We start from the raw sequence: 15,726 nt of genomic DNA on the forward strand, positions 1-15,726 counted from the left end.
AAAAGCATTTCACCGCACCTTCATAACCCCTTTCATCACGAACGAATGCCCGGGGAAGCTGCATATGAATGGGTAGTCGCCTGGTTTTGGGGCGGTGAAATAGATGGTTTGGGAGGTTTCGGGTTGGATGAGGCAGGTGTGGAAGAGGACGGATTTAGTGTCCGGGATGTAGCCGGCATTGGTGCCGTTGAGGCCCATATCCATGGCCAGCTGACCCACTTCTTCGCCTTTTCCCGGTGTGATAACCACCAGATTATGAAGCATGTCATCATTGTTATCGAACACGAGCTTCACCTTGCTGCCTGCCTTCACTTCCAGAATTTCTTTGTCAAATTTCAACCCCGGCTTGGTGGCCATATTGATCGTCACATCAGCTCCCGTTTTCCATTCTGAGGGCTGCTCGTGAATGGATTTGGTAGGATCAGTCCCGCAGCCTGTCGCTGATGCGGGTGCTTGCGAATGTGCCATGGCATGGTGCGTATGGCTGGTGCCTTCTGGGAATGAATTAATGGTGTAATAGGCCTCGGGATGAAGCAACTTTTCGCCTTTCGGTGTCGCCAGGTTTGCAATTTTTAACTCATGAATGTAGCCTGCACGAAGCCCGTTAACAGTCAGTTTCACCTTTGTCCCATCTTCTGAAATTTCCGCTTTTTCCACATGGCAATTTCCTGAATTGATAACCGGGCTGCCGTATTTTTTGTGGTAGCTGTAAGTAAAACCGGTCATTTTATAATTCTCTGTGGCACCAGCAACCGCTTTGTCTATGGGTTTGGTAAATTCAAGTTCAAAACCGGTTGTTGTAATGCGCATTGCCTTGATTTCCAATGGGAATTGTTCTGGAAAAATCAGTCTTTGTAAACCAAAAAGCTCTTTCCCGGTCGACGCCCAGCCGCGGCTCGTCATGCCAACAAATAGGGAGTGATCGCTTCCCCAGGCCATGCGCAAAATACCAGAAGCAAAGCCCTCGCGAAATGGAAAACAAGCGCCCTGATACTGGCCATTCACTTTTTCCAAAAATGCACGCATAATTTTGCTATGCCCTTGATCACCAACGAGCAGCTGCCCTTTGAAAGGCCCGGCTTCTTCCGAATCCATGGACACGATCGCAGAAGTGGAAATGCCCATCACCGTGTGTGGAAACCAAATGCTCGGGACTTTGAAATGCGGTTTCCCCATTGCATAATCGTACATAATGCCAATGGAATCGGTAAAAGAGGAGCGTTCCAAATCAATAGGTGAACCTGGTTCCGATGCCCATTTCAACCCTGCCGGATGCCCTGCGAAATCGCCTGCGTTCAGGTGCGTGATGCGCCCTGAGCCGATCCAGTCGCCCTGGTTTTCTGCCACGAAAATGTCTCCGTAAGCATTCAGCCCAAAGGCTGCCGGCGAACGCATACCCGTGGCAAAGGGCGTCATTTTGCCATCCTCTGTAATTTTAAGCATCCATCCGCGCCATTTGGTAAGGCTTTCGCCGCGGCCCACCCAACTCAGATTAAGCGTCACCAACATTTCGCCGTTCGGCAGGATCAGCGGGCCGTATGAGTATTCGTGATAGTTTCCGGAGATCGGCCAGGAGTAAACGGTTTGGAACAGGTCCGCCAGGCCATCGCCGTTGCTGTCCGGCATTTTGGTGAGCTCGGAGCGCTGCGTAGTATAAAAAGCGCCCTTCTTGTAAGCCAGCCAAAGCGGTTCGTGCAACCCACTGGCGAAGAGCGAATAACCTGGTGTCCGGCTTCTTTTCTGATATGGATCGTCAATCACCCAGATCTCGCCGCGCCTCGTGGCCACGCCGAGTTTGTCATCATCGGTGAATGCCAGTCCGCCTACTTCCAGCATAATGCTGTCGGGCACAGGCACTGTCGATATTTTGTAAAATTTACTTTCATTTTCTAAAACATTCTGAGCAAGAGCATTCACCGCGCAGATGAACAACAATGCAACAATTGCGCACCTTACCATATTATATTATACTTAATCGTAAGTGTATCTTTTTGAACCGGCAGAATGAGTTGCTGGCGGCCATTATCGAGGCGGAGAATCGGCTTCACACCTCCCGTTTCCAGATTTTCTATATAGTAGCTCTTATCATCCACGGCATATCCGCCGCCATTTGTCTGCTCGATCACCCTTCCTTCCGCCAGCAAGAGATAGGCGTTTGAACCAGGTTTTGAAACCGTTTTGATTTCTCTGGTTAATCCTGCATTATCAATGGCTGCGCGGATCAGATCTTCAACAGTAGTCCCATTAAGTGTATAAAAATAAATGGGTAATCCACTGTTAGTCAGCTTATAACCACGGTTTGTGAAAACGCCTTCCGCTGTTTGCGCTGAATCTGGCCATGGCGCTTTCGGAGATGATAGATTGGCCAGCAGGGGCTTTTGGGCCAGTTCGAGTTTGGCGCCGAGTGGGATTTCGAGTTGCTTTTCACCGCGTTCCGTCCACATATTGGAAACATCAATAAACCGTCCGTGCCACGCCGACAGCAAATTATAACGCTTCATATCGTACGCATAATTGTTCCCGCTCTTTTCCTTTGCGGAAGTCGAGGCCGGAATGCCGACGGAGGCCGTGTAAGGATTGATTTCATTGCGATGCATCATGAATCCGCGTTGCATGGCAGGCCTGTTTTTGACTTCATATTCAAGCGGTTCAAAGCGCTCGCTCACACGCATGGAAGCCGGTGTGGTAAGCGATTGCCAGGGAATTTGCGGACCTTCATAATGCAAAACGAGGCATTCGTCCGAATTGGAGTAAATGATTTTGAATGGGTATTTTCCCTTTTTGAGCGGATGTTTGGCATAAAACGCACGCTCAAAATCCCGAGTCCCTTTATTATCGATGATCCGTTTTCCGTCCAGGTAAAACCATGCGCCGCCACCAGCGATCATTTTGAACAGATAATCTCCGTCGCGCGGAATGTCCATTATGCCTTCCATCGCCAGCTGCGATTTACGGTCGCCAACCAAATGCGAAAGGGTGTCCGTCGCGCCGGTGCGTTTGGGTTGCAGCGATACCAGTGTGTCAGGATTTTTGTGCAGGCCCTGATAAACCTTGAATTTCGTATCGGATATGCGGATCAAATCCCCGTTGTAGGTTTTATATCGAATGTTCCTGATCGCAAAGGGCAGATCGTTTCCTATAAATGTCAATGAGTAATTTGAATTTTTCCCACGCGTATTAATGCTTCGTTTCTCAGCCCTATTAACAAATTCCTGGCCATTCAGCAAGATCTTCTTGAAGCGTGCCGGTTGCTTTTCTTTTCCATCTTTATCTAAAACCGGCGCTTGAAATTGGATCGCTAAATGTTGCCACAGACCAGGCGCTTTGGCTCCGGGATTGACTTCCTTCATCCAATCATCCGTGATTTTGATGCCATAGCGATCATGGAGCAGAATTTGGAAAGATGCGCCCTTAGACAAAAGGAAATCCAGCTCAATATCGGAATTACCAAACTGTGCTTTGCTGGTGAGTGGATGATTCTGTTTCAAAGGTTTATAAACCAAAATTCCCTTTCCCTTCGTCTCGTCAAGGTTTCCCGTTTGCTTCCGGTCGGCGGACACATTGCCCGCGATATGCCAGGTTTTGTTATCCGGACTGCCGAATTGTTCCAGATTATCCAGCTTTAATGTATCGAATGGAAGGCTTTGCATGTCGGATTTCGCGAAGGCGAGCGGTGCGTACAAAATCAAAACCGCTGACAGGAGCTTTTTGGCGAATATTGGGATAGGCATCATTGAAGTCTTGTATTCACTTACCAGGAAATAGTATTACAATTATAGTATTTTATTTTCTGTTATTATTTTTTATTTTCTTTTATTTTCGCAAATTTGCTTTTGATATGTAAAACCTATCTATTTGTGCAGTCTTTATGTTTATTTTCTGTTCCGATATGATTACTTAATAGTTTTCCTTCTATTTTTAGGTAAAAACCATAAGGACTACAAACTATAACATAAATGCTCGCAAATCAGAGAAGGGACAAAATACTGGAATTGCTTAAAGAGGACGGCTCGGCGAAAGTGATTGACCTGGCCAAACTTTTCAAAGTAACCGAAGTGACGATCCGGCAGGATCTGGACAAGCTGGAAAAGGATGGGCTGGTCACCAAAGAACACGGCGGTGCTTTTTTGAAGAATGTAGAAGACCAGGTCCGCAACTTTTCACTGGCTAACCAGGAACATCTGGATAAAAAAGAAGCGATCGCGGCAAAGTGCATGGAATACATTGCCAATGGCGACACCATTATCCTTGATTCCGGCTCAACAACGACGGAAATAGCCAAAAAGCTGAGAGGCAGCAACCGGCATCTGACCGTGATTACCAATGCATTGAACATTGCATTGCTGCTCGGCGCAGAGACGGGGATAGAAGTGATCATGACAGGAGGCGAGTTCAAGCCGCCGACATTGTCGCTTACAGGGCAGAAGGCCGCAGATTTTTTCAAAGGGCTTAATGTGCAGAAGTTGTTTTTGGCCACGGCCGGCTTATCGCTGAAATCGGGCCTTACTTACCCCAGTATCAGTGATTTAGTAGTAAAAAAGGCTATGATCGACGCGGCTGACACAACTTACCTGGTAGCAGATTCCACCAAAGTAGGCAAAAGCGCTTTCGCAAGTTTAGGAGCCCTGTCCCTGATAGACTATGTAATCACCGACGCAGGAATCGAAGAAAAACACAAACAGCTTTTTCACGATAATGAAATTGAATTAATCATAGCTGGATAAAGAACATTCTGGCTCATAAGAAAAAGAAAAGCCCCCCAGGGGCAAAAAATATCCTGGCTCTTATGGTCCCCAGGTTGAAACCTGGGGCCATGATATGATTCAGCCCTATGGGCTTTGGTTGCCAGTTATAGATAAAAAAGCCCATCGGGCTGATCAATAAAATGGCCCCGGGTTTTAACCCGGGGATCAAGAGAAAAAGAAAAAGAAAAGCCCAACAGGCAAAAAAAAATCCTGGCTCATAGGATCCCCAGGTTGAAACCTGGGGCCATGATATGATTCAGCCCTATGGGCTTTTGTTACCAGTAGTAAATAAAAAAGCCCATCGGGCTGATCAATAAAATGACCCCGGGTTCCAACCCGGGGATCATAAGATAAAAAAAAAGCCCCATCAGGGGCGAAAATATCCTAGCCCCAGGTTTCAACCTGGCGGGAAATAAAAAAATCAAAATGAGCGAAAAAGGAAGTATAGGGGTGATCATAGGGAACAGGGATTTTTTCCCGGACAGGCTGGTCGCGGAGGCGCGTGTGGAGATTATTGACCTGCTGGCGAAATTGAAGATCAACAGCATTATGCTCGATACCGAGGATACCAAACTCGGCGGCGTCGAAACATTCCAGGACGCACAGAAATGTGCAGCATTGTTCCGGCGACACCGGGATGAAATCATTGGCGTACTCGTCGTTTTGCCCAATTTCGGTGACGAAAGAGGAATTGCAGAAACATTAAAATTGGCCGAACTCAATGTGCCGGTGCTGGTACAGGGCTATCCCGACGACCTGGATAAGCTCGATGTGGCCCGGCGACGGGACTCCTGGTGCGGAAAGATTTCTGCTTGTAACAATTTATACCAATTTGGCATCAAATATACGCTGACCACCAAGCATGTGGTGCATCCGTCTGATCCCACTTTTGTGAAGGACCTATTGGATTTTACGGCCGTTTGCCGTGTTACCAAAGGTTTGCGCAATGTTCGTATCGGCGCTATCGGAGCACGTCCCGGAGGATTCAACACCGTCCGTTACAGCGAGAAAATATTGCAAAGAAACGGTATTTCCGTTGTGACGGTCGACCTCTCGGAGATTTTGGGCAATGCCAACAAGCTCACCGCTCAGGATGCAAGCGTGCAGCAGCGTTTGCAGCGAATCCGCGATTATGCTTCCACGGGACTGACGCCTAATGAAGCGTTGATCCAGATGGCAAAGCTCGATGTGGTGCTGTCGGATTTTATGCAGGAAAATTCACTGGACGCAACGGCCATCCAGTGCTGGACTTCCGTGCAAAAGAATTATGGCTGCAACGTGTGTACGAGCATGAGCATTATGAGCGAAAATATGCTCCCGAGCGGCTGTGAAGTGGATGTAACCGGAACATTAAGCATGTACGCTTTGCAACTTGCATCCGGCTCGCCGAGCGCACTTGTGGATTGGAATAACAATTACGCAGATGACGATAACAAATGTGTCCTTTTCCACTGCGGAAACTGGGCGAAATCCTTCCTGCCCGACATTGAAATCAGCACCGCGCCGATTTTAGGAACGTCTGTGGGAGAGGAAAATACATTTGGCGCATTGTCGGGGCGCACGCCTGCTATGCCGCTTACATTCGGCCGCATCAGTACCGACGATCCGCGCGGCGTAATGAAGGCATACATTGGTGAGGGCAGGCTAACGGATGATACATTAAAAACATTTGGTAACCGGGCCGTTGCCGAAATCCCAAACCTGCAAAATTTGATGCAATACATCTGCCGCAATGGTTTTGAACACCATGTGGTAATGAACGCATCCAAAACAGCGGGCATTCTCAAAGAAGCATTAGGCAATTATATGGGCTGGGAAGTGCAGCTTTTTGATAATTAGTAGTCAAGAAAAACCATGTCGGAAAAGGAGTTAGCGCAGAAATCGGTGGAGTACCGGAAGAAAATCCTCAAATACATTTACCAGGCCAAAGCCGGGCACACCGGCGGCAGCCTGTCGTGTATTGATATCCTGAATGTGCTTTACAACCACACGATGCAGGTGGACGCAACCGATTTCACTTCTCCCGACCGCGACCGGTACATTCAAAGCAAAGGGCACACGGTGGAAGCATTATATGTAGTGCTGGCTTCCCGGGGCTTTTTTCCGGAATCCGATCTGGAAACGCTTTGTCAATATCAATCGCATTACATCGGACATCCCACGCGTAAGGTGCATGGTGTTGAACAGAATACGGGCGCATTGGGTCACGGTCTTTCGCTGAGTGTGGGCACTGCCATTGCGGGCAAACTGGATAAAAAAGATTACCGCGTTTTCACGGTTTTGGGCGACGGCGAACTGCCCGAAGGTTCCAACTGGGAGGCAGCATTGTCGGCGGCACATTATAAGCTCGATAACCTGTGCGCGATTTTGGATAAAAATACATTGCAAATCTCGGGGCCGACGGCCGATGTGCTGAATACCGACCCGGTCGATAAAAAATTTGAGGCTTTTGGCTGGGAAGTGCGGCATGTGGACGGGCATGATATCAAACAATTGACAGAGGCATTTGATGCGCTGCCTTTTGTAAAGGGCAAGCCAAGCCTCATCATTGCACATACGGTAAAGGGTAAGGGCATCAGTTTCATGGAAAATCAGCTCAAATGGCACCATGGCGTTCCAGACCCCAAGCAGTACGCGGATGCCGTGCAGGAACTCGATTTGTATGGAGAAACGCTGGCTTCGGCTTAAAATAAGAGATTGATAATCAAAATGGATAGCACGGTGGATGCGACTATTGAAAACATTGCGGTTGCGCAACAGACCAACCTGGAAGTTTTTTCCGGCGTTTTGCAGCTGCTGGCAGAGACGGACAAGGACATTATCGTCGTAACCAGCGACTCGCGGGGGTCGGGAAAGCTTGTTCCTTTTGGCCAGAAATTTCCGGAGCAGATCATTGAAGTTGGCATTGCGGAGCAAAATCTTGTAGGAGTTGCGGCCGGCATTGCATCGACTGGAAAAAAGGTTTTTGCCGTTTCGCCAGCTTGTTTTCTCACAGCCCGCGCTTTGGAACAGATCAAAAATGACGTTGCTTATTCCAATAATCCCGTAACGCTCGTGGGCATCAGTGCCGGTGTGAGTTACGGCGCATTAGGCTCTACACACCACAGTTTGCACGATTTTGCGGTGTTAAGGACCATTCATAACCTCATTATCGTGGCCCCGGCCGATAATTTTGAAGCGGAACAGGCCGTGAAGCTAGCAGCAGAAACCGACCTGCCGGTTTATATTCGTTTTGGCAAAAAATCAATGCCTTTACTGCCTGCCGAAAAATCATTTGAATTTGGAAAAGGACGCATAATCCGGGAGGGAAGCGACCTTACCATCGTTGCCACAGGTGAAACTGTAGAACATGCCTGCGCCGCAGCACAAAACCTCGAACAGGAATTTAACATTACCACGACCATTGTGAGTATGCACACGATCAAGCCTCTGGATTACAATCTGTTAGCTGAGATCGCTGCTTCGGGAAAACCCATCATTACCGTAGAAGAACACAGTGTGTATGGCGGGTTAGGAGAGGCCTGTGCTTCATTTCTATTCCAGAATAACTTCCGTAACCCTTTCAAAATCATGGGGATACCTGATGAATATACGGTTACAGGCTCCCAGCAGGAGATCTTCAATCATTACGGGATTTCGAAGGAGGGTATTACGCAGGCTGCACTTGCCCTTTTGGGGGAATAAATAAAATCAGGTAGGGGTAAAGTTTTCCGTGGTAAGTCAGGAAATAAGCCGCTTCTTTCAAATATGCTAAATCGCGAATTTTTTATGAAGTTGTCAAGATACATTGCCATATCTGCCGTAATGCTTGGATTTTCATTAGCCAAAGCCCAGCCCGCTGCTCAAAAGCACAGGGTTTTGATTTTGACAGACATTGAAAATGAACCTGATGACACACAATCCATGGTGCGTTTTCTTACTTATTCCAATCACTGGGATGTAGAGGGATTGATCGCAACGACTTCCATACATCAGCAAAAAAGGATCGCTCCTGAAAAAATCAAACAATTAATAAATGCTTATGGCAAAGTCAGGAACAACCTGTTGCTGCACGAGAAAGGTTTTCCCGAAACAGCATATCTGCTCAGCATTACCAAAAGCAGTTTTCCCGAATTTGGCCTGAATGCGGTGGGCAAAGGAAAAGACTCTGAGGGCTCGGAGTGGATCATTAAGGTTGTTGATAAGAAAGACGACCGCCCGGTCTGGATTCCCGTTTGGGGCGGGGCCAATTGCCTTGCACAGGCGCTTTGGAAAGTAAAAATGACCCGCTCGCCGGAAGATCTTAAAAAGTTTGTCTCCAAAATCCGGATGTATACCATTTCCGACCAGGACGATACCGGGCCATGGATCCGTAAGAATTTTCCTGATTTGTTCTACGTCGGCAGTCCTGGTTACCATGCCGCTGGTGCTTACCATTATGCAACCTGGTCGGGCATTAGCGGTGATAAGTTCCACGGCCGGTTCGCTGGCGCCAATTTTACCATTGTAGACAATCCCTGGCTCGACGAAAACGTGCGGAACCACGGACCGCTGGGCGCAGAATATCCGTTCACAAAGTTCCTGATGGAAGGCGACACGCCCTCATTTTTAGGACTGATCAACAACGGTTTAAATGATCCCGAACATCCTGAATACGGAGGATGGGGCGGCCGGTATGAACTCTACACGCCGCATACGCTGAAATATTTTTATGAGCCCGAAACCCGCCCCATCTACACCGATGCCATGGACGAAGTGAAGGGAGCTGACAGCTTGTTTCACACCAGCAATAAGGCAACATTATGGAGATGGCGGGAAGCCTTTCAGCACGATTTTGCAGCGCGGATGGATTGGACGATCAAACCTTACAAAGAAGCAAATCATCCACCCAAAGCAGCATTGAAGCATGCAAACGCCATCAAAGCCAAAACCGGAGAGAAAGTAACATTAAGCGCCGAGGGTTCCGAGGACCCGGATGGAAACGAGCTTACTTACCAATGGATCTACTATCCGGAGCCCGGCTCCTATAACCAGAAAGACCCGCTGGGAATCAACAATTGGCAAGCTAAAAACACATTCTTTACGGCTCCTAAGGTTGAAAAACCGGAGACGATCCACATTATCCTGGCCGTAACGGACAAAGGCGTTCCGGCGCTGACGCGTTATCAGCGTGTGATCGTAACAGTTCATCCTGAGTAACCGGAGCCGTTTATGAGATTTATCAAAACATTCAGCATTCTATTTTATGCCACCATTGCGCTGGCGGGCTGCCAGTCCAAAGACGGTTCTGACCAGCCCAAAAAAATGGCGATCGTGGTTTCAACATTGAATAACCCGTGGTTTGTGTTCCTGGCGGAAAGGGCGCAGGCCAAAGCAAAGGAATTGGGTTACGAGTCAAAAGTGTTTGATTCTCAAAACAATACATCGCTCGAAACGGATCATTTCGAAAATGCAATGGCGAGCGGTTATGATGCAATTTTATTTAATCCGACAGACGCGGACGGCTCAATTGTCAATGTGAAAAATGCCACAGCAGCGGGCATTCCTGTTTTTTGCATGGATAGGGAAGTGAATTCCAATGAGGCTGCAACTTCGCAAATCCTGTCCGACAGCTATTCGGGCTGCGTGGCGATTGCGCGTTATTTTGTGGAAACATTGAATAAAAAAGGGAAATACATCGAGATTCTTGGCATGGTGGGTGACAACAACACCTGGAACCGCTCCAAGGGCTTTCACAGCGTGGTGGACCATTATCCCGATTTAAAAATGGTGGCCCAGCAAAGCGCCGATTTCGACAGAAATAAAGCCATGGAGGTGCTCGAATCGATTTTACAGGCTCATCCCGACATTGATGCGGTCTTTTGTGGCAACGATGCGATGGCTATGGGCGCTTATCAGGCCCTCGTCGCTGCCGGGAAGGCGGATAAGGTGAAAGTTTTCGGGTTTGATGGTGCCGAAGATGTTGTTAATTCTATCAAGGACGGAAAAATCCTGGCGACGGGCATGCAGTTTCCAGAGGTAATGGCTCAGACGGCCGCCAATTTTGCCGATGAATATTTCAAAGGTAAGCGCGATTTTCCCAGGAAGATGCCGGTGGCTGTGGAGCTGGTTGTGAAGGATAACATTGAAAATTACGCCGCCTACGGCAAAAAGGAATAGCAATGAATAAAATGGTCCGATATGGTGTGTTCCTGCTGGTTGTGGCTTTCCTGGCTTATCATTCGGTGTATTTCAAAAAGCTGGATGAGGTGAAAGCGGGAACGGCTTCCTTCAATGCCAAAAAATATGCTGCGGATTTCTGGGCTAGAAAGCTGACGCCAGCGCTTGCCAAGTCGACTGACACGGGTCAGCTTTTGTCGCTTTTACGGACCGATAAAGACAAGGCTTTTAAAGAGCATGCGCATGCCTTGGGCATCGGTAACATTAAATATTTCCTCATCAAAGGCTCCGGAAAAGTGACGGAAGTGCAGGAAAACCAGGTGCTTATCAGGCTGGAATCTGAAAATGAAAAGCCCGAAATGCGCCTTGCAACGGAATATGTGTTTGGTAATGCCGTGCGCGATGCTTCCGGGACGATCGATATCAATGAATTTTCCAATTCCATGGATTTCAATAATGTGTCGGCGGAGATCAATAAGATCATCCGCGAAAAAGTAATCCCGCCATTTAAATCCAAAGTAAAGAATGGCGATGTCATCGAGTTTGCCGGGGCGATAGAGCTGAATCAGGAACATTTGAAGCTGAATAACATTGAAATCATTCCCATCAGATTGACAATTAAAGAATTGTAAACCAATCCAATCTTCCTATGCTGGAAGTTAACAACATTACGAAGAGATTCCCCGGCGTCATCGCGCTCGAAAACGTGTGCCTTTCCATTGAAGCTGGCAAGGTCACCGCATTGATTGGTGAGAATGGGGCAGGGAAATCCACGTTGATGAAAATCCTTTCCGGCGTTTACCAGGATTTTGAAGGGGAAATCCGTTTCAAGGGCGCGCCTGCAAAATTCTCAGGCCCGAAAGACGCACAGCAAAAATGCATTGCTATCATTCACCAGGAACTCAACCTGATCCCGTATCTGACCATTACAGAGAATATTTTTCTCGGCCGGGAAATGCTCACGCAGTTCGGAACGATTGATAAAACGCGGATGCGCAAAAAAACGCAGGAACTGCTCGACAGGCTGAAACTCAAAGTAAAGCCCGAAACGCAGGTGGTGAAACTGAAAGTAGGACAACAACAAATCGTAGAAATCGCCAAATCCCTGCTCACAGACGCGGAACTAATCATCATGGATGAGCCAACTTCGGCTATAACAGGCAGCGAAGTAGACCTGCTTTTTGATATCATTGAAAACCTCCGCGCAGACGGCAAAGCGATCATTTATGTTTCTCATAAGCTGGACGAATTGTTTCGGATCGCGGATAACTATGTCGTGTTAAGGGACGGAAAATCCATCGAATCCGGGTCGATGGCAGGCATCACGCAGGATCAGCTTATTGCTAAAATGGTGGGCCGGAAGATCGAAATCATGCGTAAAAGCACGGGCGAGGCCAAGTGTGAGAAATTGCTGGAAGTCCGAAATCTGACATTGAAACATCCCATCCGGCCGAAAGAGGATTTGTTAAGGAACATTTCATTTGAAGTCTGCAAAGGCGAGATCGTGGGGATTTTTGGTTTGATGGGTGCGGGAAGGACAGAGTTGCTGGAAACGATTTTTGGTTTGCACGCCGGCGGCATCAGCGGCCATATCCTGATGGAAGGGACCGAACTGAAATGCGCGTCGCCCTCGGAAGCCATCGCGGCCGGACTCGCCCTGGTGCCTGAGGATCGCAAAAAGGATGGCTTAGTGCTTGGTCTGGACGTAAAAACGAACATCAGCCTCACCACGCTTGCAGACCTTGAAAAACTGGGCACATTAAGCGACGCGAAAGAAGCTGCGCTGGCGGATAAATACATCAGCGAGCTCAAAATCAAAACATCTTCTCAAAAACAAAAAGCGAATAACCTGAGCGGCGGTAACCAGCAAAAGATTGTCCTTGCCAAATGGCTGGCCACAAAACCCAAGCTGCTCCTGCTCGATGAACCGACCCGCGGGATCGATATTAATGCCAAAAATGAAATTTACAAGCTAATCATCAAACTCGCCGAAGATGGCCTCGGTATCGTAGTCGTTTCCTCCGAACTGCCCGAAATTTTGGCTGTTTCCGACCGCGTGCTCGTGATGGCGGAAGGTGCGTTAACAGCTGGTTTCTCCATTGCGGAAGCCACCGAAGATTCCATTTTGCGGGCCGCAATCCCGCAATCCAATTTTGAAAAACAAGCATGAACATAGCATTAGACCGATCCAAATTACTGCGTTTCCAGTCCCTTATCGCACTCTTTCTGCTTTGTCTGGGCCTGAGTATTTTGTCGGACAAATTCCTCAGCGTATCCAACCTCTGGAACGTCATGCGGCAGATCTCGGTGAATATTTGCATCTCAACGGGCATGACGCTGATTGTGCTGACGGCTGGGATTGATTTGTCAGTAGGCTCTGTATTAGCGCTTTGTGGGGCCATCACGGCCGGTTTGCTGAAAAACGGCATCGAATTGCCCGATAGCAATCTGTACATTGGCTTCACGATTCTGGGTGCCATCCTTGCCGGGATGCTTACCGGCTCGGCCTTGGGCGCATTCAGCGGCTGGACGATTACCAAATTCAATGTGCCGCCATTCGTTGCAACGTTGGCCATGCTCACCGTCGCGCGTGGACTTACTATGCTCTGGACACAAGGGTTTCCGATCAGCGGGCTGGGGGACACATTTTTGTATTTCGGAACTGGTTGGTTATTTGGCATTCCTGTGCCGGTCTGGATATCGTCGATCATTGTGGCTATCGCAGTTTTTGTCACAAATAAAACCCGGCTTGGCCGTTACATTTATGCCATTGGCGGCAATGAAAGCGCTTCGCGACTGTCTGGTATACAGGTTAACAAGGTCAAGATTATCGTTTACACCATTGCAGGGGCGCTGGCTGCTGTCGGGGGCATCATGGTAACTTCTCGTCTTGATTCTGCACAGCCTAATGCGGGCATCAGCTATGAGCTGGACTCCATTGCTGCGGTGGTGATTGGCGGCACTTCGCTGTCGGGTGGCCGGGGCAGCATTCTGGGGACGGTTCAGGGTGCCATCATCATTGGTGTGCTTAATAATGGCCTTGTACTGCTGAATGTGTCGCCTTTCTGGCAACAAGTTGTAAAAGGCCTCGTGATCCTGATCGCTGTCATTATTGATAAGTCAGGCTCTAAAAATGATTGAATTCTAAATCCTGCCGCATAAGTTCTCAACATTAGTCCATCTACTAATTTATCAGATTATGAGTCCGAAAACTGCCCAGGAACTGGCGTTGCCCGTAGGCGTAACGCTCGACAGGTTTATCATGTTAAGTCAAACTGCTTTTCCGTATGCAACGGGTGAGTTGTCCCAATTGCTCCGGGATATTGCGCTGGCCGGAAAGATCATTAACCGTGAAATCAACCGCGCAGGCCTCGTGGACATTGCCGGCGGAAACGGAACGGACAATGTGCAGGGCGAAAATCAGCAAAAACTCGACATTATCGCCAATATCCGTTTCATCAGGGCATTGAAAAATGGCGGAGAAGTGTGCGCGATCCTTTCAGAGGAAGACGAGGATATCATTCACACGGGTAACGATCATGGCAAATACGTGGTTGCCATGGACCCGCTGGACGGCTCTTCCAACATTGATGTCAATGTTTCAATAGGCACCATTTTCTCGATTTACAGACGCATTTCACCCATTGATGAGCCAGCCACGCGGGAGGACTTTTTGCAAGGCGGCCGGAAGCAGGTCGCAGCCGGATACATTTTATATGGTTCGTCCACCATGCTCGTTTATTCCACCGGCGACGGCGTGAACGGCTTCACTTACGATCATTCATTGGGAGAATTTATTTTATCTCACAAAAACATCCGCTCCCCGGAGAATGGCACCATTTACTCCGTGAACGATGGTTATATCAACGATTACCCGGCTTTCGTTCAGGATTATCTTACCAAATGCAAGGCACAATCCTGCACAGCCAGATACATTGGCTCACTTGTAGCGGATTTCCATCGTAACCTGCTCCGGGGTGGCGTTTACCTGTATCCATCCACCAAAAAAACGCCTGAGGGCAAGCTCAGGCTGTTATATGAATGTTATCCGCTCGCATTTATCGCCGAAAAGTCCGGAGGAAAAGCTATCGATGGTTTCGGCCCAATACTCGACATCGTGCCTACGTCATTTCACCAGCGTTCACCCATTTACGTCGGATCACCGAGCATGGTAGACGAAGTCATGAAATTGTAAAAAGCTTGATTATGAGCTATCAGACTAGCGAAGCGATCAGCGCTTCGCTAGTGTTAAGCTCGATCCTGCCTTTCGTCGGGATCATATTGCCCCATATAAAATTATAGTGTGTAATGATCTGCTCCGCAGACAAATGCGGCTTGTCGCCCGTCGTATGGCCATCTTCAACGACGGTAATATTATAATCTTTCGACAAAGCCACCTGCACCGTCGATTCTACACAAAAATCGGTTGCACTGCCGGTAATGACCAGCTCGCCGACATTCAGCTCGTTCAGTTTCGTTTCCAGTTCGGTGTTGTAAAAGGCATCGTGCGCTTCTTTTGCCAAGATCAGATCCTGCTTTTCTACGTTCAGATCGGCTAGTAATTGCCAATCGTGTGTGTTGGGAATGTACTCGTCCAGCTTGGTGCCGTCGTGCTGAATAAAAATCACCGGCAGGCCGTTTTTACGAAATGCGGCGGCAAGTGCATTGATACGCGCCACAACGCCTTCGGGATCGTAACGTCTGGAATCAGCGGTAAATGAACCATTCTGCATGTCAATGATTAACAGGCCTTTCCGCGGTTCCGAAGTTTCTGTTTTTCTATCCACAAAATTTTTAGTTAGTTATATTTTAAATGTATATTTCTACAAAAATCACAAATTAG

General features: G+C 48.2%; 13 protein-coding genes. 10 read left to right on the forward strand and 3 right to left on the reverse strand.

Translation table 11 applies throughout. The annotated features are described in order from the left end of the window. Window positions 1-9 precede the first annotated feature (9 nt). Together L0660_RS18025 and L0660_RS18030 are read right to left on the reverse strand one after the other, a co-directional pair. Entirely contained in the window at window positions 10-1,959 is a 1,950-nt protein-coding gene (locus L0660_RS18025; RefSeq protein ID WP_235160632.1) for a plastocyanin/azurin family copper-binding protein, read from the reverse strand. Then, the gene (locus L0660_RS18030) at window positions 1,953-3,734 is read right to left on the reverse strand and encodes a PA14 domain-containing protein (RefSeq protein WP_235160633.1); all 1,782 of its coding nucleotides are present in this window, start codon (window positions 3,732-3,734) and stop codon (window positions 1,953-1,955) included. Before L0660_RS18030 ends, L0660_RS18025 begins: the two co-directional genes overlap by 7 nt. 222 nt (window positions 3,735-3,956) lie before the next feature. Between L0660_RS18030 and L0660_RS18035 the strand changes: the two genes are divergently transcribed. The 10 genes from L0660_RS18035 to fbp all read left to right on the forward strand — a co-directional run bounded on the left by L0660_RS18035 (window position 3,957) and on the right by fbp (window position 15,078). Continuing rightward, window positions 3,957-4,724, forward strand: a complete 768-nt coding sequence (locus L0660_RS18035) for a DeoR/GlpR family DNA-binding transcription regulator (RefSeq protein WP_233797959.1) — start codon at window positions 3,957-3,959, stop codon at window positions 4,722-4,724. Window positions 4,725-5,171: 447 nt separating this feature from the next. Next, entirely contained in the window at window positions 5,172-6,584 is a 1,413-nt protein-coding gene (locus L0660_RS18040) for an L-fucose/L-arabinose isomerase family protein (RefSeq protein WP_233798818.1), read from the forward strand. Window positions 6,585-6,599: 15 nt separating this feature from the next. Then, window positions 6,600-7,433 carry a transketolase gene (locus L0660_RS18045; protein WP_235160634.1) on the forward strand — a complete coding sequence of 278 codons (834 nt, stop codon included), beginning with the start codon at window positions 6,600-6,602 and terminating at the stop codon, window positions 7,431-7,433. A gap of 21 nt (window positions 7,434-7,454) precedes the next feature. Continuing rightward, a complete protein-coding gene (locus tag L0660_RS18050; protein WP_235160635.1) occupies window positions 7,455-8,429 on the forward strand; it encodes a transketolase family protein in 975 nt (324 codons plus the stop codon). Between the two features lie 84 nt (window positions 8,430-8,513). Beyond that, window positions 8,514-9,923, forward strand: a complete 1,410-nt coding sequence (locus L0660_RS18055; RefSeq protein ID WP_235160636.1) for a DUF1593 domain-containing protein — start codon at window positions 8,514-8,516, stop codon at window positions 9,921-9,923. A 12-nt stretch (window positions 9,924-9,935) separates the two neighbouring features. Beyond that, window positions 9,936-10,883: a D-ribose ABC transporter substrate-binding protein gene (locus L0660_RS18060; RefSeq protein ID WP_235160637.1), complete on the forward strand. Its 948-nt coding sequence runs from the start codon at window positions 9,936-9,938 to the stop codon at window positions 10,881-10,883. Between the two features lie 2 nt (window positions 10,884-10,885). Then, window positions 10,886-11,515, forward strand: coding sequence for a DUF2291 domain-containing protein (locus L0660_RS18065; RefSeq protein WP_235160638.1), 630 nt, complete (start codon window positions 10,886-10,888; stop codon window positions 11,513-11,515). Window positions 11,516-11,532: 17 nt separating this feature from the next. Then, window positions 11,533-13,053, forward strand: a complete 1,521-nt coding sequence (locus tag L0660_RS18070) for a sugar ABC transporter ATP-binding protein (RefSeq protein ID WP_235160639.1) — start codon at window positions 11,533-11,535, stop codon at window positions 13,051-13,053. Further along, complete coding sequence (locus tag L0660_RS18075; RefSeq protein WP_235160640.1) at window positions 13,050-14,024, forward strand: ABC transporter permease; 975 nt, start codon at window positions 13,050-13,052, stop codon at window positions 14,022-14,024. Before L0660_RS18070 ends, L0660_RS18075 begins: the two co-directional genes overlap by 4 nt. A gap of 58 nt (window positions 14,025-14,082) precedes the next feature. Next, complete coding sequence (gene fbp, locus L0660_RS18080) at window positions 14,083-15,078, forward strand: class 1 fructose-bisphosphatase (protein WP_235160641.1); 996 nt, start codon at window positions 14,083-14,085, stop codon at window positions 15,076-15,078. A gap of 19 nt (window positions 15,079-15,097) precedes the next feature. On the opposite strand, the gene L0660_RS18085 is transcribed toward fbp, so the two are convergent. Next, entirely contained in the window at window positions 15,098-15,670 is a 573-nt protein-coding gene (locus L0660_RS18085) for a cysteine hydrolase family protein (RefSeq protein WP_235160642.1), read from the reverse strand. Window positions 15,671-15,726 lie beyond the last annotated feature (56 nt).

The organism is Dyadobacter sp. CY351, from assembly GCF_021502625.1.
Taxonomy (GTDB): domain Bacteria; phylum Bacteroidota; class Bacteroidia; order Cytophagales; family Spirosomataceae; genus Dyadobacter; species Dyadobacter chenhuakuii.

What these genes read in the sequence shown, in the direction of transcription:
- L0660_RS18025 (WP_235160632.1), bottom strand. Translation starts at nt 1,959, where the DNA reads ATGGTAAGGTGCGCAATTGTTGCATTGTTGTTCATCTGCGCGGTGAAT.
- L0660_RS18030 (WP_235160633.1), bottom strand. Translation starts at nt 3,734, where the DNA reads ATGATGCCTATCCCAATATTCGCCAAAAAGCTCCTGTCAGCGGTTTTG.
- L0660_RS18035 (WP_233797959.1), top strand. Translation starts at nt 3,957, where the DNA reads ATGCTCGCAAATCAGAGAAGGGACAAAATACTGGAATTGCTTAAAGAG.
- L0660_RS18040 (WP_233798818.1), top strand. Translation starts at nt 5,172, where the DNA reads ATGAGCGAAAAAGGAAGTATAGGGGTGATCATAGGGAACAGGGATTTT.
- L0660_RS18045 (WP_235160634.1), top strand. Translation starts at nt 6,600, where the DNA reads ATGTCGGAAAAGGAGTTAGCGCAGAAATCGGTGGAGTACCGGAAGAAA.
- L0660_RS18050 (WP_235160635.1), top strand. Translation starts at nt 7,455, where the DNA reads ATGGATAGCACGGTGGATGCGACTATTGAAAACATTGCGGTTGCGCAA.
- L0660_RS18055 (WP_235160636.1), top strand. Translation starts at nt 8,514, where the DNA reads ATGAAGTTGTCAAGATACATTGCCATATCTGCCGTAATGCTTGGATTT.
- L0660_RS18060 (WP_235160637.1), top strand. Translation starts at nt 9,936, where the DNA reads ATGAGATTTATCAAAACATTCAGCATTCTATTTTATGCCACCATTGCG.
- L0660_RS18065 (WP_235160638.1), top strand. Translation starts at nt 10,886, where the DNA reads ATGAATAAAATGGTCCGATATGGTGTGTTCCTGCTGGTTGTGGCTTTC.
- L0660_RS18070 (WP_235160639.1), top strand. Translation starts at nt 11,533, where the DNA reads ATGCTGGAAGTTAACAACATTACGAAGAGATTCCCCGGCGTCATCGCG.
- L0660_RS18075 (WP_235160640.1), top strand. Translation starts at nt 13,050, where the DNA reads ATGAACATAGCATTAGACCGATCCAAATTACTGCGTTTCCAGTCCCTT.
- fbp (WP_235160641.1), top strand. Translation starts at nt 14,083, where the DNA reads ATGAGTCCGAAAACTGCCCAGGAACTGGCGTTGCCCGTAGGCGTAACG.